Origin of the sequence: Candidatus Uabimicrobium amorphum, assembly GCF_009002475.1 — a bacterium.
In the GTDB taxonomy this organism is placed as follows: domain Bacteria; phylum Planctomycetota; class Uabimicrobiia; order Uabimicrobiales; family Uabimicrobiaceae; genus Uabimicrobium; species Uabimicrobium amorphum.
The window spans coordinates 1,231,161-1,250,923 of record NZ_AP019860.1 but is presented as its reverse complement, the minus strand read 5'-3'; the positions used below and the strand labels follow the sequence as shown (position 1 = coordinate 1,250,923).

General features: G+C 39.1%; 9 protein-coding genes. 7 read left to right on the top strand and 2 right to left on the bottom strand.

The window, feature by feature from the left end:
- Nucleotides 1-50 precede the first annotated feature (50 nt).
- Together UABAM_RS04340 and UABAM_RS04335 are read left to right on the top strand one after the other, a co-directional pair.
- The gene (locus UABAM_RS04340; protein ID WP_151966774.1) at nt 51-4,703 is read left to right on the top strand and encodes a protein kinase domain-containing protein; all 4,653 of its coding nucleotides are present in this window, start codon (nt 51-53) and stop codon (nt 4,701-4,703) included.
- A gap of 96 nt (nt 4,704-4,799) precedes the next feature.
- On the top strand, nt 4,800-5,726 hold the full coding sequence (locus UABAM_RS04335; protein WP_151966773.1) for a serine/threonine protein kinase: 927 nt from the start codon (nt 4,800-4,802) through the stop codon (nt 5,724-5,726).
- Nucleotides 5,727-5,933: 207 nt separating this feature from the next.
- Here UABAM_RS04335 and UABAM_RS04330 read toward each other — a convergent pair whose 3' ends face one another.
- Nucleotides 5,934-8,906, bottom strand: a complete 2,973-nt coding sequence (locus UABAM_RS04330; RefSeq protein ID WP_173013130.1) for a CHAT domain-containing tetratricopeptide repeat protein — start codon at nt 8,904-8,906, stop codon at nt 5,934-5,936.
- A gap of 40 nt (nt 8,907-8,946) precedes the next feature.
- The gene (locus UABAM_RS04325) at nt 8,947-12,381 is read right to left on the bottom strand and encodes a WD40 repeat domain-containing protein (protein WP_151966771.1); all 3,435 of its coding nucleotides are present in this window, start codon (nt 12,379-12,381) and stop codon (nt 8,947-8,949) included.
- 195 nt (nt 12,382-12,576) lie between these two features.
- Here UABAM_RS04325 and UABAM_RS04320 point away from each other — a divergent pair, with 195 nt between their 5' ends.
- From UABAM_RS04320 to UABAM_RS04295, 5 genes are all read left to right on the top strand, one after another.
- Nucleotides 12,577-13,098, top strand: coding sequence for an ankyrin repeat domain-containing protein (locus UABAM_RS04320; protein WP_151966770.1), 522 nt, complete (start codon nt 12,577-12,579; stop codon nt 13,096-13,098).
- A 4-nt stretch (nt 13,099-13,102) separates the two neighbouring features.
- Nucleotides 13,103-13,984: an ankyrin repeat domain-containing protein gene (locus tag UABAM_RS33310; RefSeq protein WP_173013129.1), complete on the top strand. Its 882-nt coding sequence runs from the start codon at nt 13,103-13,105 to the stop codon at nt 13,982-13,984.
- 3 nt (nt 13,985-13,987) lie between these two features.
- Nucleotides 13,988-16,855: a serine/threonine-protein kinase gene (locus UABAM_RS04305; RefSeq protein ID WP_151966767.1), complete on the top strand. Its 2,868-nt coding sequence runs from the start codon at nt 13,988-13,990 to the stop codon at nt 16,853-16,855.
- 10 nt (nt 16,856-16,865) lie between these two features.
- Nucleotides 16,866-17,990, top strand: a complete 1,125-nt coding sequence (locus tag UABAM_RS04300; RefSeq protein ID WP_151966766.1) for a hypothetical protein — start codon at nt 16,866-16,868, stop codon at nt 17,988-17,990.
- 889 nt (nt 17,991-18,879) lie between these two features.
- Nucleotides 18,880-19,506 (top strand): phosphoribosyl-AMP cyclohydrolase, encoded by a 627-nt coding sequence (locus tag UABAM_RS04295; protein WP_229759355.1) that lies wholly within the window; start codon nt 18,880-18,882, stop codon nt 19,504-19,506.
- The last annotated feature ends 257 nt before the right edge of the window (nt 19,507-19,763 follow it).

The following is a 19,763-nucleotide window of genomic DNA, read 5'->3' as shown; positions in this document are numbered from 1 at the left end:
TTATCGTTGGTTTTGGTAGTAAAATAGTTAAGTCAAATAGGGGATTTATTATGAATTTGCAGGACAAGCGTTTTTTGGAAAAAGCTCTTTCGCAAAACTTTATTGACGACGTGAAAATTCGTCAAGCCGCGCACCTTCAACAACAGCAACAACAACAAGGGAAAATTGTTCCCATACATTCGTGCTTGGTACATTTAGGTTTCTTGTCTTCTGCCGATGCCAAAGTCATTTTAGAAGAGTGCGACATGGAAGATTTTTTCTCGGAAGATGAGCAAACGAAGTTTGGTCGCTACAACGTACACCAAGAACTTGGTCAAGGAGGCATGGGAAAAGTTTTCAAGGCATATGACCCGCACCTCCAACGAATGGTCGCACTAAAAATGCTCATCGCGGGATCGGAGAAAAGAGCGACGGAACGGTTTATGCGCGAAGCTAGAGCCACGGCGAATTTAAAGCATCCCAATATTATTACTTTGTATGACATTGGAATCGAAAACAATCAGCCCTATTTCACCATGGAACTCATCAAAGGAAAGTCTCTAAAAAACTTGGCCAAAAAAGAAGGCTTGTCCAATCACCGCATTGCGATGTTAATGTTGCAAGTTGCTGATGCTATCCACTATGCCCACAAACAGGGTGTTGTACATCGCGATTTAAAACCAGAGAACATCATGATGAACGATGGGTCACCTATTGTAATGGATTTTGGTATTGCGAAAATTGCCAACGCAAAAAAATTATCACAAACAGGCATGTTAGTCGGTACATTGCAATATATGGCTCCAGAACAAGCCTCAGGACGCAATAGCGAAGTAGACGAGCGCAGCGATGTCTATGCACTAGGAGCAATCCTCTACGAACTTTTAACAGGGCACACTATGTTCAGTGGTGGATCGCACTTAAACCTACTCCACGATATCATTCACCGCGATCCGATTCCACCTTCTAAACGCAAAAAAATCATTGCGCGTGACTTGGAAAGTATTTGTTTGAAGGCATTGGAAAAACAAAAAGCACAACGCTATCAAAGTGCAAAAGCCTTTGCAAATGACCTCCGACGTTTTACTTTAGGAGAAGTCGTTGAAGCACGTGCAATCTCCTGGCAAAGGAAACTACTACGAAAATGTAAACGTCACAGTAAATTGTTAGCGGTCATAATTTTTACAACGCTCACGACAACGCTTGCGATTAACTTTTTACCGACATCACAAAAACCCACAGGTGTCATATCTATTCATTCCTCACAACTGGAAGTAAAAGCTCTGTTCAAGCATAAAAAGACACAAAAAGTCACCACACGACCTGTTCCTTTAGAAAAAGAACTCTTACAAACGGGCAAGTACGATGTAACTTTTTCCAAAAACAATTACTTTCCTCAGACAGTCAGCGTTGAAATTACTCCCAAAGGTAAAAAGACAATCGATTGTGATTTGCGACCAATGATTTTGTGGCAAAAAAATGTGGAGCGCGATATCCAGGTAAACGGGATGACACTGGCCAATATCGACGGTTCTCAGCAACTTTTATTTTCGGATAGTATTGGAAAAATAACCAGTTATAGCTGTCCTAAATTTCGCAAAAAATGGGACATACCACTTAAACTAGAAATTTCCCCTCATAAGTTAGATATAGTGACGCGCGACCTCAATAAGGATGGGGTTCTAGATATCATAGTCCCCAATTACGCCAAGTTTATGATATTTGACGGTAAAACAAAAGAGTATATGTTACATTGGTACCCTTTTTGGGGACGTAATTTTACTATTATCGATGTCAACGATGACGGCTACGAAGATGTGGTGTTATTTGCGTACTCAGGTATTCATGTATTTCTCTCTCAGCAAGGAACATTTCATGCGCAACGAAAATATTCCATTGCTGTTGGAGCTACAAATATTTTAATAAAATCTCCGCAATTGAATTCCTCCACACTACTGTGTGTTTCTGGTAAAAAGATAATACGTGTCGATTTAAAAAACAAAAAATCAGATATCATCTATCAGGCCAAAAATCGCATTGCTGATATCAAAGTTGTCAAAATCAAGAAACGCCAGAGCATCGTTGTATACGACTCGCAAACTATATTCACCATTGATTCGGAGACATTTCGTTTTCAGGACCTCATTCATACATTTGACCAAGACTTCCCCAGAAGCGCAATGAACATAACAGATATCGACAAAGACAGCCAACATGAAATTTTAATTCACACAGACAAATTTTATTGTATTGACTTACAAAACAAAAAGGTAAAGTGGGCATATGATTCACAAAACGAATTCACTGCGCGCAACATGCCTGTTTTTGTCGTGGATTTCGACCAAGATCACCACAATGAACTCATCACGTGGTCCAGAAAGCAAACCGCAGGACTTAGGAGCACAACCACAATCTACATCACAAATGACCAAGGGAAGTTATTGCAAAAAACCAACATCAACAACGACATTACCTCTATGGTATTTGTCGATACCAATAACAACAATAAACTAGAGGCTATTTTTTTAGCAAATGACGTCATCTCTTGTTTGGAATATCTCCCCCCTACAAAAAAACCACAAGTGGACATTATTGCACGTAATATGCCTGCAATACGCGTTCCATTGGCGTATGATTTACTAGGTGACGCGACAAAAGAATTGTTAATTATCGATCGACTAGCTTATGTTCATTGCGTCAATGCCGTAAATAGACAAAGCCTTTGGAAACACAAAATGGACAAACGTATAAGTGGTGTTCTTGCCGCACAATTTATCAAAAATAGCAAGCCACAGGTTTTTATCGTCGGGATAGATCATATCGCTTTACTTTCGAACAAAGGGCAAGTCATCTGGCAAAAAGAAGGTTCTTTCAACGTTCCCAATCCTCCCATTGCTGTCGATGTAAATAGAGATGGATGCAAAGAAATATTATTTGTCAATAGAAACCCTGCGGTGCTACATTGCATAGATTCCCAAAGTGGAAAAACCATATGGCAAAGTAAACAATATCAAGATACCTTCCATGGACAAATGAAAGTAGAAGATGTCGATGACGACGGTCAAAAAGAGATTTTCTTAATTGGCATACAAAATACACTGTATTGCTTCAATGGAAGTAACGGAAATGTAAAATGGCAGAAACCGACTCCTTCGATTGCCGAAGGCGGACAAATTACTACGTACAAAATGAAAAATGGAAAGGTGTACCTCTTTGTAGGTCAAGAAGAGGGATTTATTTCGTGTTTTGATGCAAATACCGGAGAGAAATATTGGCATAAAAATATCCTCAGTACCAACACGCGTACAGTCGCCACACACAACATTCAAGGTAGAGAATGCATTGTTTTCTCGACAATAAACGACGAACTCTTTTGTCTCGATGCTAACAACGGGGAAATTATATGGCAAAACAGAATCAAACACGGACACTACTTTGCCAATGTACAACAACCAAGAGGCTACGCAGAAATCATAGACCTAAATGCCGATTTAGATAACGATGGCGTAAATGATTTTATCACGACATGCTCCACGTTCTCATTTTATATATTTTCAGGCAAAGATGGTAAATGGATGGGACAAAGTAGCGAATTTACCACATCGCTAAAACGACTACCACGGATCTACGATGTCGATAGCGATCAAAAATACGACATGCTGTTAACAGACCGCGACTTTAGGCTAATCTGTATCTACGACATACAACAGTATTTAGCAAATTTCTTACGTGCACCACAATACTTTACCACGGCCTCGCAAAATGCACAGGCTTGGTACTTAAAATATTTTGACAACTTAGTAAAGCACCGTCGTTACGTCTTACTAAAAAAAGAACTTTCCTCTTTGGATTCGAGGTGGGCAAATTTGCAAACAGACCTTGCTTTTTACAATGCCATCGTAATGGTATCTCAACAAAAACCGGGAGAAAATTTAGAGTTTGCAAATCATATAGAATCATTCGAGTTGGATGTACTGCAAATGATTGCCTACGCCAATGCACAAAGCTGGCAAAATTCATCATCACTCACACAAAAACTTCTACAAAAATCGATCATGAGATTCGACGCTACTTTTTTGAAATACCGACATCTTCTACACAAAAATTCTATTCCACAATATCAAAGTCATATGCTGCAAGCTGCGAAACCTCATTTAAATACTTTGCAGAACATTTACGAGTACGAAAAACAGTCTCTTTATCAAAATATCCCCCTAAAACAGCTTTTGGAAGTTACTTTGCGTTACGCCGATAAAAATAGTGCCTTTCACCGAAAAGTCGCGGACCATTTTATCCGTAATATTTTTGAAGAACTCACACATTTTGATAAATCTTTTTACACAAAACATCGAGTGCGTGAAATACTAGATTATGCCATTGCCAACTTACCAAATGCCTATCAATTTCGCGAACAGCGAGCAATGATGTATCTAGAATACATGCACTACCAAAAAGCCGCACAGGATTTATCCATTGCCCTAAAGGCACAACCGCAAAAGGTACGACTAAGACTGTATCTTGCCATTGCTTATATGGGATTATTTAAACAAGGGAAAATGGATAAAAAACAAGTTGTTGCTGAATTGAGTAAAATTTCTTTTGCTAGTCTTACACCACAAGAAAAGTTCTTGTGGAAAATAATTCATAATATTTTAAAAGGTGAAAACATACCCAGTTCTGTTTATCAAAACGTAATTTTTAAAAGATTGCTGATTTTGCTATAACATCCGACAAAAGCAAATTTCTCTTGATTTACCAGATTATGTCACTTAAATAGAGCTAATAGGATTCAATATTTTCATTCATATAGGGTAACAAAAATGCCATTACAAGTTCATCAACAGCAATGCCGGTGTGGGTGTGAAACAGAAACGGAAATCGACTCTGATGCGAAGTTTGTACGCATTAAGTGTCGTCGTTGTGGTCAAATACTTTTTTTTAGAATCAATGAATACAGGGTTATTGGGCACTTAGGCAAGGGGGGAATGGGATCTGTATACCAAGTAAAAAACAGTAACCAGGAAATGTTTGCCATGAAGGTGATTGAAAACCCCAACCAAAGAATACTCGACCATTTCATGCGCGAATGTATGATACAAAGTCAACTACAACATCAAAACATCGTCAAATCTCACAGCCAAGGTCGCTATGGATCCATCTACTATATTGTAATGGAGTACCTCGATGGACAATCTTTAGACTTGCTGCTAAAAAAATACCGCGCTTTTCCGATAAAAGACGCCGTCAGAATCACCCTTAGTGTTCTCAGTGGATTGAACTACGCTCATAATCAATTTGATTTGGTGCACCGCGACATAAAACCTGGCAATATCTTCTTAACCAAGAGTAACCAAGTCAAAATTTTAGACCTTGGTTTAGCAAAAACGGTAGGTGTGTCTTATGGCCTCACAGGAGAAGGTGCGATAAAAGGAAGTCCCTCTTATATGCCTCACGAACAATTTCTCGAAGCCAAAAGTGTAGATATTCGCGCGGATATATACGCGATAGGTGCCACGTTTTATCATTTGCTTGCGGGAATTAAACCCTTTGGTGGTCTCAACATTACCCAGACAGTAATTGCCAAAAGCCAAGGAAAATGTGCCCCTCTACAAGACATTAAGGGTAATTTGCCGCGTGAAATTGTTGCTGTTGTGGAAAAGGCCATGGCTCTTTCTCCCGATGAGCGCTATCAAAATCCACAGGAAATGCTCAACGAACTGCTGGAGATTTACAACAACTTACAATAGAATCCATTTACCGTAACGATAGTTCTTTACTATCCATTTTCCGATCTTTACGATATACATATTCAAAAATCACCGGAATCTTTTTTAAAACAAGACTTCCTTCTACAGATGGAAAACAAAGCCACTGCCAATTTGGGGAGGCTCTTCGAGAATTTGATAATGTAAAAATTGTTTTTCCATTTTTTCCTCGTTAAGATATCGGCAAATTTAGATACGCGTTTCGCGCAGCTTACGTCTCGTTTGGCGACGCAGCATTTTGTCTTGTGCCTTTCGTTGTATCAATATAATCCAAAATATCAAGACCAAGCACACAATCACCGCCAAACCTAACCACAACACATATTGATACAGCACATTCGGTTTTACATTTGTCACAACTTTTGTGGTACGATCGGGAAAGAGATAATCTCCGCCTTCCATCACGAAATTTGCCCAGTAGTATGGATGAGCGTACTTTTCTTCGGCAATGCACTCCAATTGAGCACTGCGCAAAGACGCTTGAGGAGAAACATTGTTCAAATAATGGCGATAAAATTTCTCCATCAGATGCAAAGTCCCTTTGTCGCTTGCAGGCCACAAAGAAGAGAGCACCGCTTTTGCCCCGGCTTCCTTAAAGGCGCGCTGTAAACTAAACAGTCCATTGCCAAATCCCGCAATTTCTCCTTGGGAAGTATCACAAGCAGAGAGAACCACCAACTCGGTGCCAAATAAATCCAGTGAAAGCACTTCCATTGCCGTTAAGATCCCTTTACTCGGATTCGTGTTCGCTCCACTAAATGCCAAACCACAACGTGCAAAAAGGTTTTCTTTTTGTTCGTTACGCAATTGTACAAAATTTTGCGAAGATTCCTCTATCCCATCATCCATCAATTCTAGCTCTGGAGAATGTGTCTCTTGTGATATTCGTCCAACACCGCGTGAGTTTTCTTGTGCAGAAGATCGTGCAAAAAAACCATGCGTTGCTATGTGCAGTATTCGCGGTGCAACCATGCTTTTCATGTTGTCTTTGTTAGCTTCTCTAGAAAAAAATAATTCGGCGTGCTGTTTCGTAGTGGAAAACATTTCTTTAAGTAATAGTCCTTCTTTCGCCGTGCCGGGCAATGGTTTAAAAAATAATCCCTCATTTTTTTCACTACCGTAGTCGGGATTGGCAAAAATAACCGCTTCGTTTTGCGGAATACCAAAATCGCTGGAGCTATACAGCAAATCATGTATCGAAGGTAACATCTGGAGATTGTAGTTCTCGATGAGATAACGTCCTTTTTCGTCAACGAGAGCTTTCACAGGCAGTAAATTTAATTCGCGATCTGGAATAACATAAATGGTATTTTTCACATCGCAATGTTTTTGGATCGGCTGCCAAATTTTCGCGTATAGTTTCTTCGCCGTATTTTTTATTCGCGTAATAGAAGCTTTGTCGATAATTTGAGTTCTATATTTTTTTATTAAGTTCAAGATAGGTTGAAATTTTCCGAGTTGTACAAATTGTAATGATTTCTGAGTAGTCACTATCGCAATTATTTGTAAAGAATCATTCACGCGTAGGTCTTCACTTTTTAAATCACAAGTTTTCACAGCAACAAAATCGACAACAGTACCTGAAATTACCTTTTGTATCTTCTTGATCGAAACATTCTGTGCTGGAGAGTACCTTTCACAATGAGAACTAATTAGTAATTCGGTTCTTTCTATTTTATCTTGCATTTGCCGCACATCATCTACTTGTTTTTCCGAAAGTTTTTCAGCGTTTAACAACAATGCGGAAAGAGATTCTCGATCATTTTGTAAATTGTTTAGTAGATCTTTTACTAGTGGTTCTTTTTTCGCCAATTGCGAAAGTCCTTTTGTAGAAAAATGTAACAAAATACCTTTTCTCTTTATAGAGTAATCCAATAGTTTTCGTGCATCTTTTCTTTGCAGGTACAGAGAAACTAACAAACTTGTCATTTTTTGTTCTGCAAACAGGTAATGATAGCGTGACTCACGACTTGCTATTTTTAGTGTTTTTTGCAAAAATTTATTTTTAGATTCTAACCAAGCTTCTAAAACAGGCTCCGCATTTTGATATAGACCTTGTTGGCAATAAAGTATCGCTAACATTTCCAACAAAAAAATCGTATGTGGGTGAGATTTACCAATTTTTTTAATATATGTCGACAAACTTTCTCTTATCAATTTCTCCGCCGTTCGATACATTTTTCTCTTTGTGTAGAGAATAACTAACTTATGAACAACATCGAGTGTGTCACGATGAGTTTCTCCCCGACTTAACTTTCGCGTCTGCAAAATGGATTTGTACAAAACTTCTGCTTTGTCATAATTACGATGTTTGATCAAAAAAAATGCCATATTGTTCATCGAAGTAAGTGTTTGTGGATGCTTTATACCTAATATTTTTTTTCTAGCATAAAAAACCTTACGGCACAAAGACTCGGCCTCATTGTCTTTCCCCATATATCCATACAGGACTGACAAATGATGCAACGTCAACAAAGTATGGGGGGAATTCTCTCCAAAAAGTTTTTTATGATTTTGCAATATACGTAGTAAGATTTTCTGTGCTTTGTTGTAACGTTCCTGTTTCATGTATAGGTATGATAGCCTATACAATATTTTAAAGGTACGCTCATGTGTTTTCCCTAAGTTCTGTTTCGACCAACCAAGGGCATTTTGATACAATAACTCTGCTTTGGCGTAATTTCCTCGATTTTGACATAGCGTACCTAAATTCTGCATGTATGCCATGGTAGATTCATTTACTTTTCCTCGACTTCGTTGTATAGCACGAGCAAAAAGAATCATTGCCTTTGTAGACTCATTTAACTGCATATATGTATTTGCCAAGTTGCTCATTGCCATTAGGGTTACACTATGGTTATTGCCAAACCTTTTTTCTACTTTTGAGAGGATACTTTCGTGCAAATAGCGAGCTTTTGCGTACCGGCAATATTTAAAATAAAATTCCGCTAGGAACTCCATGGAATCGATGGTTTCTAGGTGATCCTCCCCAAAAGACTTCAGCGTAATCTCGTACATCTTTTTGGCGTAAAACTCCGCCTTGAAAAAGTCTGTTTGCGAGTGATATTTCTCAAAAAGCATGCGCATCTCTTCCATGTCATCGTTTTGCGCGATCGCGTTTGCAATGAAGAACAACATTAAAATACAAAGGTACCATCTCATTTTTACATCTCCACATATGCAGTTAATTTTTGCAACAAGGTTATGGTAATGTTTTATACTTCGCCACAATGTCTCGTGCACTCTCATAACAAAACTCTGTGGTTTGTGTGTCGAGAGCGAAAAGCGTATCGGCAAAAGAAAGTGGACATTGCGGTACCGTACTTTCGGCGACTCCAAGAATACCAGCCACAGCATGTAACGACGATTTAAATGTTCGTTCGTAACCAATGCCATTTACCGCATTGCTTGTGTCGATAAATTTGTATAAATTCGCTAGCGAAACAATACCGGCTCCGGTCACTGCATCTGCGAATTTTTGCCTCTTCTCCACAGTACCTATTTCTTCGGTGGTGATTAATAAAAGGCCCACATTCCCACGTGGGTTTATGTACTGTGTATATTCACGTTTCACTTCACCGAGCACCGCTTGCGCGTTCCACCGATCGCGATAATTTTCTTCTAGGTCACGAATCATTTTTTTGCCTTTGGTTGTTTTTTGTAATAGGTTACGTAACAATTCAAAATCGCCCTCCGCGTCTTTCTCTAAATCATAAACAGCGCGATACGCTTCCACTTTGTCTTTACCTACCACACGGTACAAACGCTGCAAACTCTCTTGTAATTTTTTGCGTCGTTCGGCAATAAAGTGATGTTTATTAAACGAATACATTTCAGGCAAAATTTGTACTTGTATTTGGTATTTCGCATTGAGATCTCTGCTCAATTTTTCGAGTAATTTTCGTGGAAGTTTGTTCGCCGCCATGATGTGCAACACTTGCGATTTTTTGGACGTAATCGCTATTTTTCCAGGCGTGATGTCAGCGATCTTCTCCTCAGCTTCAGATTTCCATTTACTGCTGTTCAATATAAGAGCTTGGAGATGATCATAAGCCTCTGCCTGTCTATTGTTTTGTAAAAGAAGCTCTGTATATTCGCGTTGTCGTTTCCAGTCACGTGGATTGTGACGCAGAGCTTGTTGCAGCCAATAAAAATATTGCTCACCATCTTGTTTGTATTCTTGCGCTAAGGCAGCATACAGTGGTGTTTTATTCATACTTTTAAAAGGGGCACTACTTTGCAATGACTGTAATTGACCAAGGTTTTGTAATTTTATGTACTGTTGCGCTGCGACACGATAGCGTTTTGCTAACATCGCGTATTCCCAATACCAAATACGGCGAATGCGGTCGCGGGGATATACTTGTAAATAGGGAACAAAAACGCGTGAAATATCACGCCACACATCTTGCTGCTCGTAATAGTCATCGTTGGGTAAAAGTTCACGATGAGCATTGAGAACAATAAAACGCAAAGGAGAATGAGCTGTAGACTCGTTGAGTATTTTTCGCGCAAATTGCAACATTTTTTCTTTGCTGCCATACCAACGCGGTGTCAAATAATGAAATTTTTGCCCGTAGGCTTCTTTGGGCTTGCTGTACTGTATCGCACGCTGAAACCATTTATTCAAAACCTCTTGGGGTTCTTTGAGTGCCGTAACCACTTTAATCATGGATGCGGGAGCTTGCCACCTCTCGCGATTGTTTTTATACGCTGCCTGTAAAAATTGCTGAGCTTTGTCCATTTTTTTGCGAAACATTGCCTTACCGTCGGCCTGCGGTAGTAATTCCCAGGCATAATTAATATAATAATCTGCGGCAATAACATCGTACCAATATATGTCGCGTAGTGTACTACGGCAGTATAACAAAATGAGACGTTGTAACTCCCACTCATCTTCTTGAATAAGAGCGGTGATCATTTGCATGTAGAGTGTGGGATTTTGCGCATCTTTTTCCAATAAGGCCAAATACATTCCCAGGGCCTTAATATTTTGTTTTTCTTTGAGGTAAAAATGCGCAAGCATTTCGCGTACATATGTATGACGTGGATGTCTTTTATCTACACGCAATAAGTGCCATATAGGAGCGAGATGGTCGGGAGAATAACTATAGGAATAATGTGTTGCCACAAAAGTAGAATGAGTATTTTGTGCAGCGATTTTTTTCCAAGCATAAAGTTCTGCGGTGAAACGCGAAGCAAAGTACACCGGAAGAATATCTGCCATTTTGTGTATATCAGCAGCAGCAATCTTTTCATCTCTAACGGGTAATGTTGTGGCTTTGGTATACTCGTGAATCTTTTGCGCTACCCACACAGGAATTTGTGCGACGTCCGCGAAAACTTTCTTTTCTCTACGTTGCGGAAAGTCTCCATCAAAAAAGATACTTAACTCATAACCTTTGTTGACCTTTATGAGTTTTCCCCACAACATATTGTTGGTTGCAAATTGTTGCCGCGCATTTGCGATAGCGCGTTTTTGTAACTTTTGTTCTGCGAGAAGCCAATCGTGTTCATAGTAAAATTCTTCGACTTCACGGAGCGGTAAATTCATTATTTTTTGCGGTGTGTATGTCGCAGTAAACATCGACATAATTGCAAGAAGGCTTCCCAGTTGTGTTGTTTTATTTTTAGCGCTCATAAATGGTAAAATCACAACACCTGGTGCTAACTCTCGCGACGGAGTGCGCAAATTACTCTTTACATACGCCGCCAAATCTCCATCAAACGCCCGGGTGTTTTTTTTTGTCGCCAATAAACGATACACATAGACGTTCTTATTGCCAAATCCCACAAGATGCTTCCAGTTTTCACTATGCACCGTCGTATAAAAAAATGCGTCTTCTAACATTTTTTGCATTTTTTTATCGCGCAAAGAATACAAGTAGACATTGCCACCACTGTAAATCAATAAACGATTACGATCAACAAAAAACACTTGTAGTATGGACTTTGCGGTGGTAAAAGAGGTGAGTAATTTTTTATTCCTCCACAACCGCACTTGTCGATTCACATCGGCAGTGACAATATAATCACTATACATATCTGCACTTACAATATTGAATTTATTTGCAAACTTGTAAAGTATTTGACCGTCAAATTGCAAAAGAGCTACATTACCACGTTGTGTTACCACCAAAACTTTGGCGTTGACAACCTGTAAATGCTTGATTTTTTGTCCCAAACGCACCAACGGAGAAATTTTTCTATTTTGTAAATCAACCGTAAGTATTTGTCCATCGCGTTCGGCAACCACAACCATCTTATTGTAAACAGCCAAATGGGTAATGGCAATATTGCGTTTAAAATGATATAGTTGCTGCCCTTTTGTAAAATCCCAAACGCGTATTGTTCCATCTTCACTACTACTGATGAGATGTTTTTTATCGATAAACGCCAATCCGGTAATTTTTTTTTGGTGGCGCGCCATCGTCGTTTTTTTTATACCAAAAGGCAAAGACCATATCTGAATAACTCCGTCCCAATCTCCGGAAGCCAGCGTATTTGTATCTTTGCTAATAGCACCCTTCTCGATTACATTGTTGTGTCCAACAAGCTTGTATTGCAAAGAAGCAAAATAAGAGTCTTGGGCGCAAACAGTAGATAACGAAAAAAACAACAACCACAAATATCTCATGATAATCCCCTAGAAGTTGATGGATGTAAAAACAATCAAACGTCTCTCTATCAAAACACGTCCTAAGTTATGCGTCAAAAATTCAGTCATAAACGCACAGATGATAACAAACTATGGTTCGAGAAAGTTGATGACACATATTAATTTTACTGTTAAAATATGCCGTGAACAAGAATATTCAGTAAGGGAAAAAAAATGATGCACAAAACAAGTCAATGGATGACAAAAATAACATTGTTAATCACAATTATTTTTGTATGTAGTAGTTGTAGTACTGCAAATCAACTAGCTGGAAGCTTAACCGCGGGGCTAACAGGTTTCAGTGGCGGAGCGCAGACATCTCTTACAAGTGGCGGAGGTGACGATTTCGGAAGTATTGGTAGTGATTTTGCTGAAGAGAGTGTCGACGACCAGTACAAAGCGATTGATCAGAGTTTTGCAAACATCAAAAAACTCAACAATACCCGTAGCGAAATTCCCAACACAGTACCATATGCGTACTTTAAAATTCTAAAAAACTTTCGCGACCAAATAGGTAGTGGTAATGTCAACAATCGCGATGAAACGGGAAAAACACCACTTGTTGCTGCTATTGAAAAAAACGATGCCGCCATGGTACAGTTTTTAGTAGATAAAGGAGCAAACGTAGATGAACAAGCTATCGCTGCCGCAGAAAAAACGGGAAATTCATTTATTCTAAAAGCTTTAGGGAACTAGAGGCATGAGATCAATTATTTTTATACTACTGGTTTTTGCCGTTGTCGGCTGTAAAACAACACAAAAAACGAACAAAACAACGACAGACAACACGAAAATAGTAAAGAATGATCAAGCAAATACAACGGTGAGTACAGATAAGACGCACAATAGTTCAACACAGCCAAATAACACAAACAATACGCCGCGTAATACCGATACAAACGAAACGCAATCGTCACAAACGCAGCCTGCAACAACAGAAACTGTACAAGCACAGCCGACAACACAGCCTGTACAAACGCAGCCGGTAACGCAACCTACGACAACACAGCCTGTGCAAACGCAACCTGCGACAACACAACCGACACAAACGCAGCCTGCAACAACACAACCGAAACCAACAAAGCCTACGACACAGCCAAGTGTTCGCAATAACACTGCGCAAATAAAAAGCGAAGCCGAAAAAATACGCAAATCATACAACTCGCTATCGGGAAGTTTTCATCCCACAACTGTGGTGGAAAATTTTCACTTTAAAGACCATTTGCAATTTTTGGTTCGTGCAAATGTTCGCGATGATCGCGGATACAACATGCTAATGTTGGCCTGTGAGTTTGGTTATTTGTATATTGTCCAAGATATTTTACGTGAAAATGCCCAGAGTTCTTTTGTCAATCAACCATCGACAGATGGTGGTAAAACCGCTGTGATGATCGCTGCCGACCTTGGGCACGCAGACATTGTAGAACTGCTCATGATTAACGGTGCGAATGCCAAGCTGAAAAGGGACAATGGTAAAACCGCAATTGATTTTGCTCAATACAGATACGAAAACTCAACGGGACAACAACAACAAAAATTTAAAAGAATATTGGATAGTCTTCAAGGTATACAAGGATATTAATTCATGACCGATGGTGTAGATAATAAGTATAGTGAAGTGATTCGCGCGGCTTCACAGTATCAGTGGAGGCAGGCTTACGATTTTCTCGTAGCAGCATCACAACAAACGCCAAATGATCCGACTACGGTAATGTTGAAAAAGTTCTTCCTCAATCTCAATGAACACCAATACGAGCTTGCCGGCTCTATATTGGACAATGCTGCTGCCGAGGATCACAATGCTTTTGTAGCGCAGATACAGACACTGTATCAAAAATTTTTAGACGAAAATAGCAAAGTCAGCACCAATAAAAAACGAAACAGTGATGCGACCGAAAGTGATGCGACGATCAGTGAATCGGGTTCTGCCGATGTAACCCTCTGCGAAACTTCTGCCAATGTAACTCCTCCTGACGCAACCATTAACGAAGCGACTTCTGCCAATGTAACCCCTCCTGATATAACTCTCAGCGAATCACGTATTTCTCATGATGTTACGATTAGTGAAATCAGTGAGAAAACAAATGTAGGAGGAGTTTCGACAACGGCAGACACTAGCAAATTTTTGAAAGCCGAAACCATGCCAAACGACAATACTCCTCCACCAGGTGTACCCAGTGAAGCGACCGTCGTCGATTCAAATATTGAGAATCCATGGGAAATGGAGAGTAGTGCCGCAACCATGGTAATGGATGAAGGCGAAAAACCGCGGCCAATGGACTCATTTATTGATGCTTCGACAATCACCAAAGCGCACAAAATAGGCCCGTATCATGACCTAATCGAAATTGGTCGTGGAGGGATGGGAATTGTTTACAAAGCATTCGATACGGAAAACAATCGTTACGTCGCCTTGAAAACCATACGCGAAGAAGATGTTCCTGAAGAAATCAAAAAACGTTTCACTCGCGAGATGGATATTGTTTCCAAACTAAATCACCCCAATATCATTCGCATCTTTGACAAGTTTTTCTATAACAATCGCATGTTTTTTTCCATGGAGTTTATTGAAGGAAAGACGCTAAAGGAACTGCAAGAACAAGGTCGTCCATTCCCCTTAGAAGAAACCATCGATATAGTTCTTAAAATATGCGATGCCCTGGAACATGCGCACGATAAAAGCATCATCCACCGCGACCTAAAACCATCAAATATTATGCTTGATATCAACAACCATGTCAAAGTAGTGGACTTTGGTATCGCCAAAAAAATGGACGAAGAAAAGTACACGCGAACCGGACAGGTCGTGGGAAGTATTCAGTATATGCCGCCGGAACAGATGAATGGTAGCATTCACGATATTGACGAGCGCAGCGACGTCTACACCATTGGCACAATTCTTTATGAACTGGTCATGAAAACTCCGCCGTTTCCTCTACCTAAAATCAAAGATGAAATGCCCAAACGTTTGAAGAGTATATGTTTGAAATGCCTCCATGAATCAAAAGATGGTCGTTACCAAAGTGTAACGTACCTGAAAAAAGATTTGCAGCAATTTTCCAAAACATTTCAAGAGACCAAAGCGCAAAAAACCTATTTGTGGCTAAAACGTATTGCGGTAACCTTAATCATTTTTGGGCTAGGTGGCTATAGCTATTTTCTGCAAAACGGTAATGAACAACTCAACGAGACGATTGGCGAAAAGCAAGCCGAAATCTCACATTTGCAAGATCAATTATCGCAAAGCAAACTACACATTGCCGAACTACAAGGTGACATACATTTTCGCGATCAAAACTACCAACAAGCCTTGGGTTTATATACACAAATATTAAACAAAACCCCAAATAAAATGTCGGCCCTCATAGGAAAAGGCCAATGTTATACCGCATTGCGTAAGTACCAAGAGGCGATGGAAACTTTTTCTGCGGCAATTGAAATACAGCGTGAAAATGCAAACCTTTACTACTTGCGCGGAGTTGTACACCATCAACTAGGTGACTATCCCCAAGCGATCTCCGACTATGAAAAAACACTGTTATTTGCAAACGAACATCGCCAAGCACTCGACAAGCTGGCCGAAATACACTACACCAAGCAAGATTGGAAAAACTTGCACAAATACGTAAAGCAAATTATCGACCTCCACGATATCAAAAATATTGACCACTCGCAGGCAAAGGCATATTGGTACCTCAGCAATATGTATTTGGAGCAAAAACAACGAGCCAAAGCAATTCGTCATTTGTTGTTTGCTTATTTTCTCGACGCGACAATTTCCTTAAATCAAAAACAACGAACGGCACTAAATTTTACCGTAAACAACGAGGCCTATCTAATGCGTACGGTCTCCATATTCCATAGAACTTACCCCGAAACAAGTTTCGCGTGGTTAAAGAAAAACGCCAACAATAAGCATCGTTTGTTGTTCACAGCTGCTGGCTTGATAAAAGAAGAGCAAAAAGACTATACAACCGCCAAAAAATTGTACGAGAAAGCCGCAAAAGAACCCTTTGCGATTTATCGTACCGCGTGCCTATACGACAACGGACATGGGGTCGAACAAAACGCGAAAAAGGCAATGGACATTTTGAATAAAGCATACAAGAAGCGCATACGCAATGGTAACATGTTTGTGAAATTGGGAATTGCTTACAGCCAGGGACGCGGTGTGAAACGTAGCAACCAAGAAAGAAGTCTATATTTCTATCAGGAAGCGGCAAAGCTAAATAACTACGATGCGATGTATCAGTTAGGTATTGAAGAGTATAAGAAAAAACGTTTTAAGCAAGCCTTTGATTGGGTCAATGAAGCTGTAAAAAATGATAGTACCCGAGCAATGGTTGCTTTAGCAGACCATTTTTATAAAGTCGGTGTGTACGAAATGAAAGATGAAAAAAAAGCCACTGCATTGCGTAAAAAAGCCGCTGCTATTGAAGATTACTATAAATAAAGGACGAAAAATGGGTTTACAAGAACGAAAAGCATTGGAAAATTTCCAAAAAAACCAATACGCTACTCTAAAGAAACAATTAGACGAAATTGCGGGCCATGAACTAACAATGGACATCGATTGGGAAAGTATTGTGAAAGAAGTCAACCACGAATACTATGAAAACGATATCCCCAAGTTATACTTCTTGCCACTAGTTAGCGCCCTAGAGTCCATTTGTTGCGATGATTTAGGTAAACAAGCCCTAAAAGAAACACTCAAAACAATCGTCATCTGCAACCATTCCGAAACCTACGGCAAGTCTGCAATCTCTTTTGCCAACCGTGTGTTAAAAATCGACCATCGTTGGACAAACGTAGAGTACGTAGATGAACGTAGCGAAGCCATCATCACCTTGCTAGGTCAAGCCGTAACAGGCGACAAAGAACCACCTAAAGTAAGTGACTTAATCGAAAAGATGCCTGCACGACCTATTCGTGACATTCTTTGTGATTTACAATGGCTTAAGCATCGACTAAAGGACGATAAAAATCGCGCGCTCAACGTAACCTTCACCTTCCACCATGGTGGTTGTGCAAGCGGAAAAATCGTGGACATCAAAACCGACAAAAGCCCAGGATTAATATTACTTTCCGTGGAAAACAACTATCGTAGACATGACCTAATCTACTTTTCCGTTGATAGTATCCAAATGGTACGCATTCACGACGCAGACGAACATCTCCCCGCGTTTTCTCTTAATGCCATTGACCCATTACACATGAAAACCGCTCCCGGAAAACTCACCATCGAACGCAATCTAATCGCAGTGAGTGGTTCTCTAAAAGAAGTGATCGGAAAAGGCCTAACATTTCGCGTAAACTGGAAAACGTTCGACTCCGATAATTTTCTACAAATGGGTTCTATCAGCGAACTGATTGAAAACTTTGAGCAAAGCCTTAAAGACAAGGCTGACGACGAAGATTTCATCAAGGAACTATGCAAAAAAATCAACACAGTGGAAATCGAACATGGTGAAGAAAAGTCGTTAACGCTAAAAGGCAAGACTCTTAAGGTGAAATATCCAAGCGATGGCAAGAAATATGAAAGGCTGTCGCAGGGTGATATTGTCGACGGTTTAAATGCGAATTTGTAGTAGCATTTTTACGTTTCTCTGAAAATACAAAATTGTTTTGTATTTTCAGATTTCACTATGTTTTTTTGACAAAAAAATATATCTCTACAAGAGTAACCGCTTCAACAATTTAAGTAAAAAAAATCGGACAAAAAAGCATTCTATTTCTATAAAATTAAAAAAAATATTTGACATTGTTCTTAGAAGAATATACGATGTTTTTCAAGCAAACATTAAGCACTTTTAAGATGCTAATAAGCTAAATTGTTTTGTACAGAATCTTGTGTAAAACATCTTTTATTTTGCAAAACATATTAACTTTTTATAAAGCATTAATTTTCTAATACAATAAGGTCAGTAACGTATTATGAATTCTTTTTATCATCTTGTATACAATGCCAACTGGTTAAGCAAGGACGTACTGAGTATCTTTACTCTAGTTTAAACCGCTTTTGTAAAACATATTAACTTTTTATAAATCATTAATTTTCTAATACAATAAGGTCTATAACATATTATGAATTTTTTTCGTCATCTTGTACATAACATTAACTATTTACCCAAAGATATCCCAAGAATTATCTAGATTCAACTATTTTTGCAAAACATGTTAACTTTTTATAAAACATTAATTTCCTAACACAATAAGGTCATTAGCATATTATGAACTTTTACTATACTATCCGTCTTAGTTACAACTCTTGCTTCTGGTCAAAAGACATCATGAGTATTATTGTTTGATTTTCAGTTACTTTTGCAAAACATGTTAACTTTTTATAAAGCATTAATTTCTTAACACAATAAGTTTATGTCAGTAGACTTAACAAATAAATCAAAATAAAAGTTCTGAATAAGCGGTATTTTGTTTCGTAAAATCATTCAAAATTTTCATGATAGAAGAGAGTATACTATGTTAAATCCAAAGAGTTTTTCTAAACACAACATTATGTCATTCGCAATAGTTTTTTTCATTGCATTATTTTTGTCCGGCTGTGCCAATAACAACCACATTGTGAGGGCAGAATCGCAATCAAAATCGCAAGAAGGCTTTCGTTACAGCAGTAGCTGTATCACCGAGCAAGAAGTTGTCGAGGCGCAAAAAGCCTGGGGAGAGGGAATTATAAAGATTGGGAAAGCATACTCAAGCAACGGTGATTATGTGAAAGCGGCATCCGAACATATAAATGAATACTATGGGTATGATTTAAGTCTTGTACTCTTCAAGCCAACACTTGCGTCGCATAGTCAATTCAGAACTTCTTTTGATGGGGCCCTATCTTATTTCGTAGGCGGAAATCCATCCTACGAAGAAGATAAGGGGTTTGCTCTAAGACCTTGGACAAAAGTACGTTGGGAAAACACGGGTATAGTAAACAATAGCTGTAATGTGGCAATTGCAATGGGCAACTACTACTTTACAGATGTAGAGGGCAACGAAACAAAGGTTGAATACACGCTTGCCTATGCTAAAGACGAAAATGAAAATTTAAAAATCATAGTGCACAACTCCTCATTACCTTACACAAATGGTAAATGAGTAGTGCTATGACATAGGTGGAGGAAAGCACAAAGCTTTCATGACAAAAATGAAGTTATCGTAGTATCGATTAAGATCCAACAGTACTATAATTCTATTTACCTTTTTATATCTTGTTAAGTTTTTTATAACTATTTTACACGAGTGCGTCCAAAGGGACAGGCGGGTGCCTGTCCCTTTTTTTGTAAATGTAAAAAAAAAGCAGAAGTACAATCTATGATAAATTGCACTTCTGCTTTTCCTAAGTGTTTACCCGT

What these genes read in the sequence shown, in the direction of transcription:
- UABAM_RS04330 (WP_173013130.1), bottom strand. Translation starts at nt 8,906, where the DNA reads ATGAGATGGTACCTTTGTATTTTAATGTTGTTCTTCATTGCAAACGCG.
- UABAM_RS04320 (WP_151966770.1), top strand. Translation starts at nt 12,577, where the DNA reads ATGATGCACAAAACAAGTCAATGGATGACAAAAATAACATTGTTAATC.
- UABAM_RS04300 (WP_151966766.1), top strand. Translation starts at nt 16,866, where the DNA reads ATGGGTTTACAAGAACGAAAAGCATTGGAAAATTTCCAAAAAAACCAA.
- UABAM_RS04295 (WP_229759355.1), top strand. Translation starts at nt 18,880, where the DNA reads ATGTTAAATCCAAAGAGTTTTTCTAAACACAACATTATGTCATTCGCA.
- UABAM_RS33310 (WP_173013129.1), top strand. Translation starts at nt 13,103, where the DNA reads ATGAGATCAATTATTTTTATACTACTGGTTTTTGCCGTTGTCGGCTGT.
- UABAM_RS04305 (WP_151966767.1), top strand. Translation starts at nt 13,988, where the DNA reads ATGACCGATGGTGTAGATAATAAGTATAGTGAAGTGATTCGCGCGGCT.
- UABAM_RS04340 (WP_151966774.1), top strand. Translation starts at nt 51, where the DNA reads ATGAATTTGCAGGACAAGCGTTTTTTGGAAAAAGCTCTTTCGCAAAAC.
- UABAM_RS04335 (WP_151966773.1), top strand. Translation starts at nt 4,800, where the DNA reads ATGCCATTACAAGTTCATCAACAGCAATGCCGGTGTGGGTGTGAAACA.
- UABAM_RS04325 (WP_151966771.1), bottom strand. Translation starts at nt 12,381, where the DNA reads ATGAGATATTTGTGGTTGTTGTTTTTTTCGTTATCTACTGTTTGCGCC.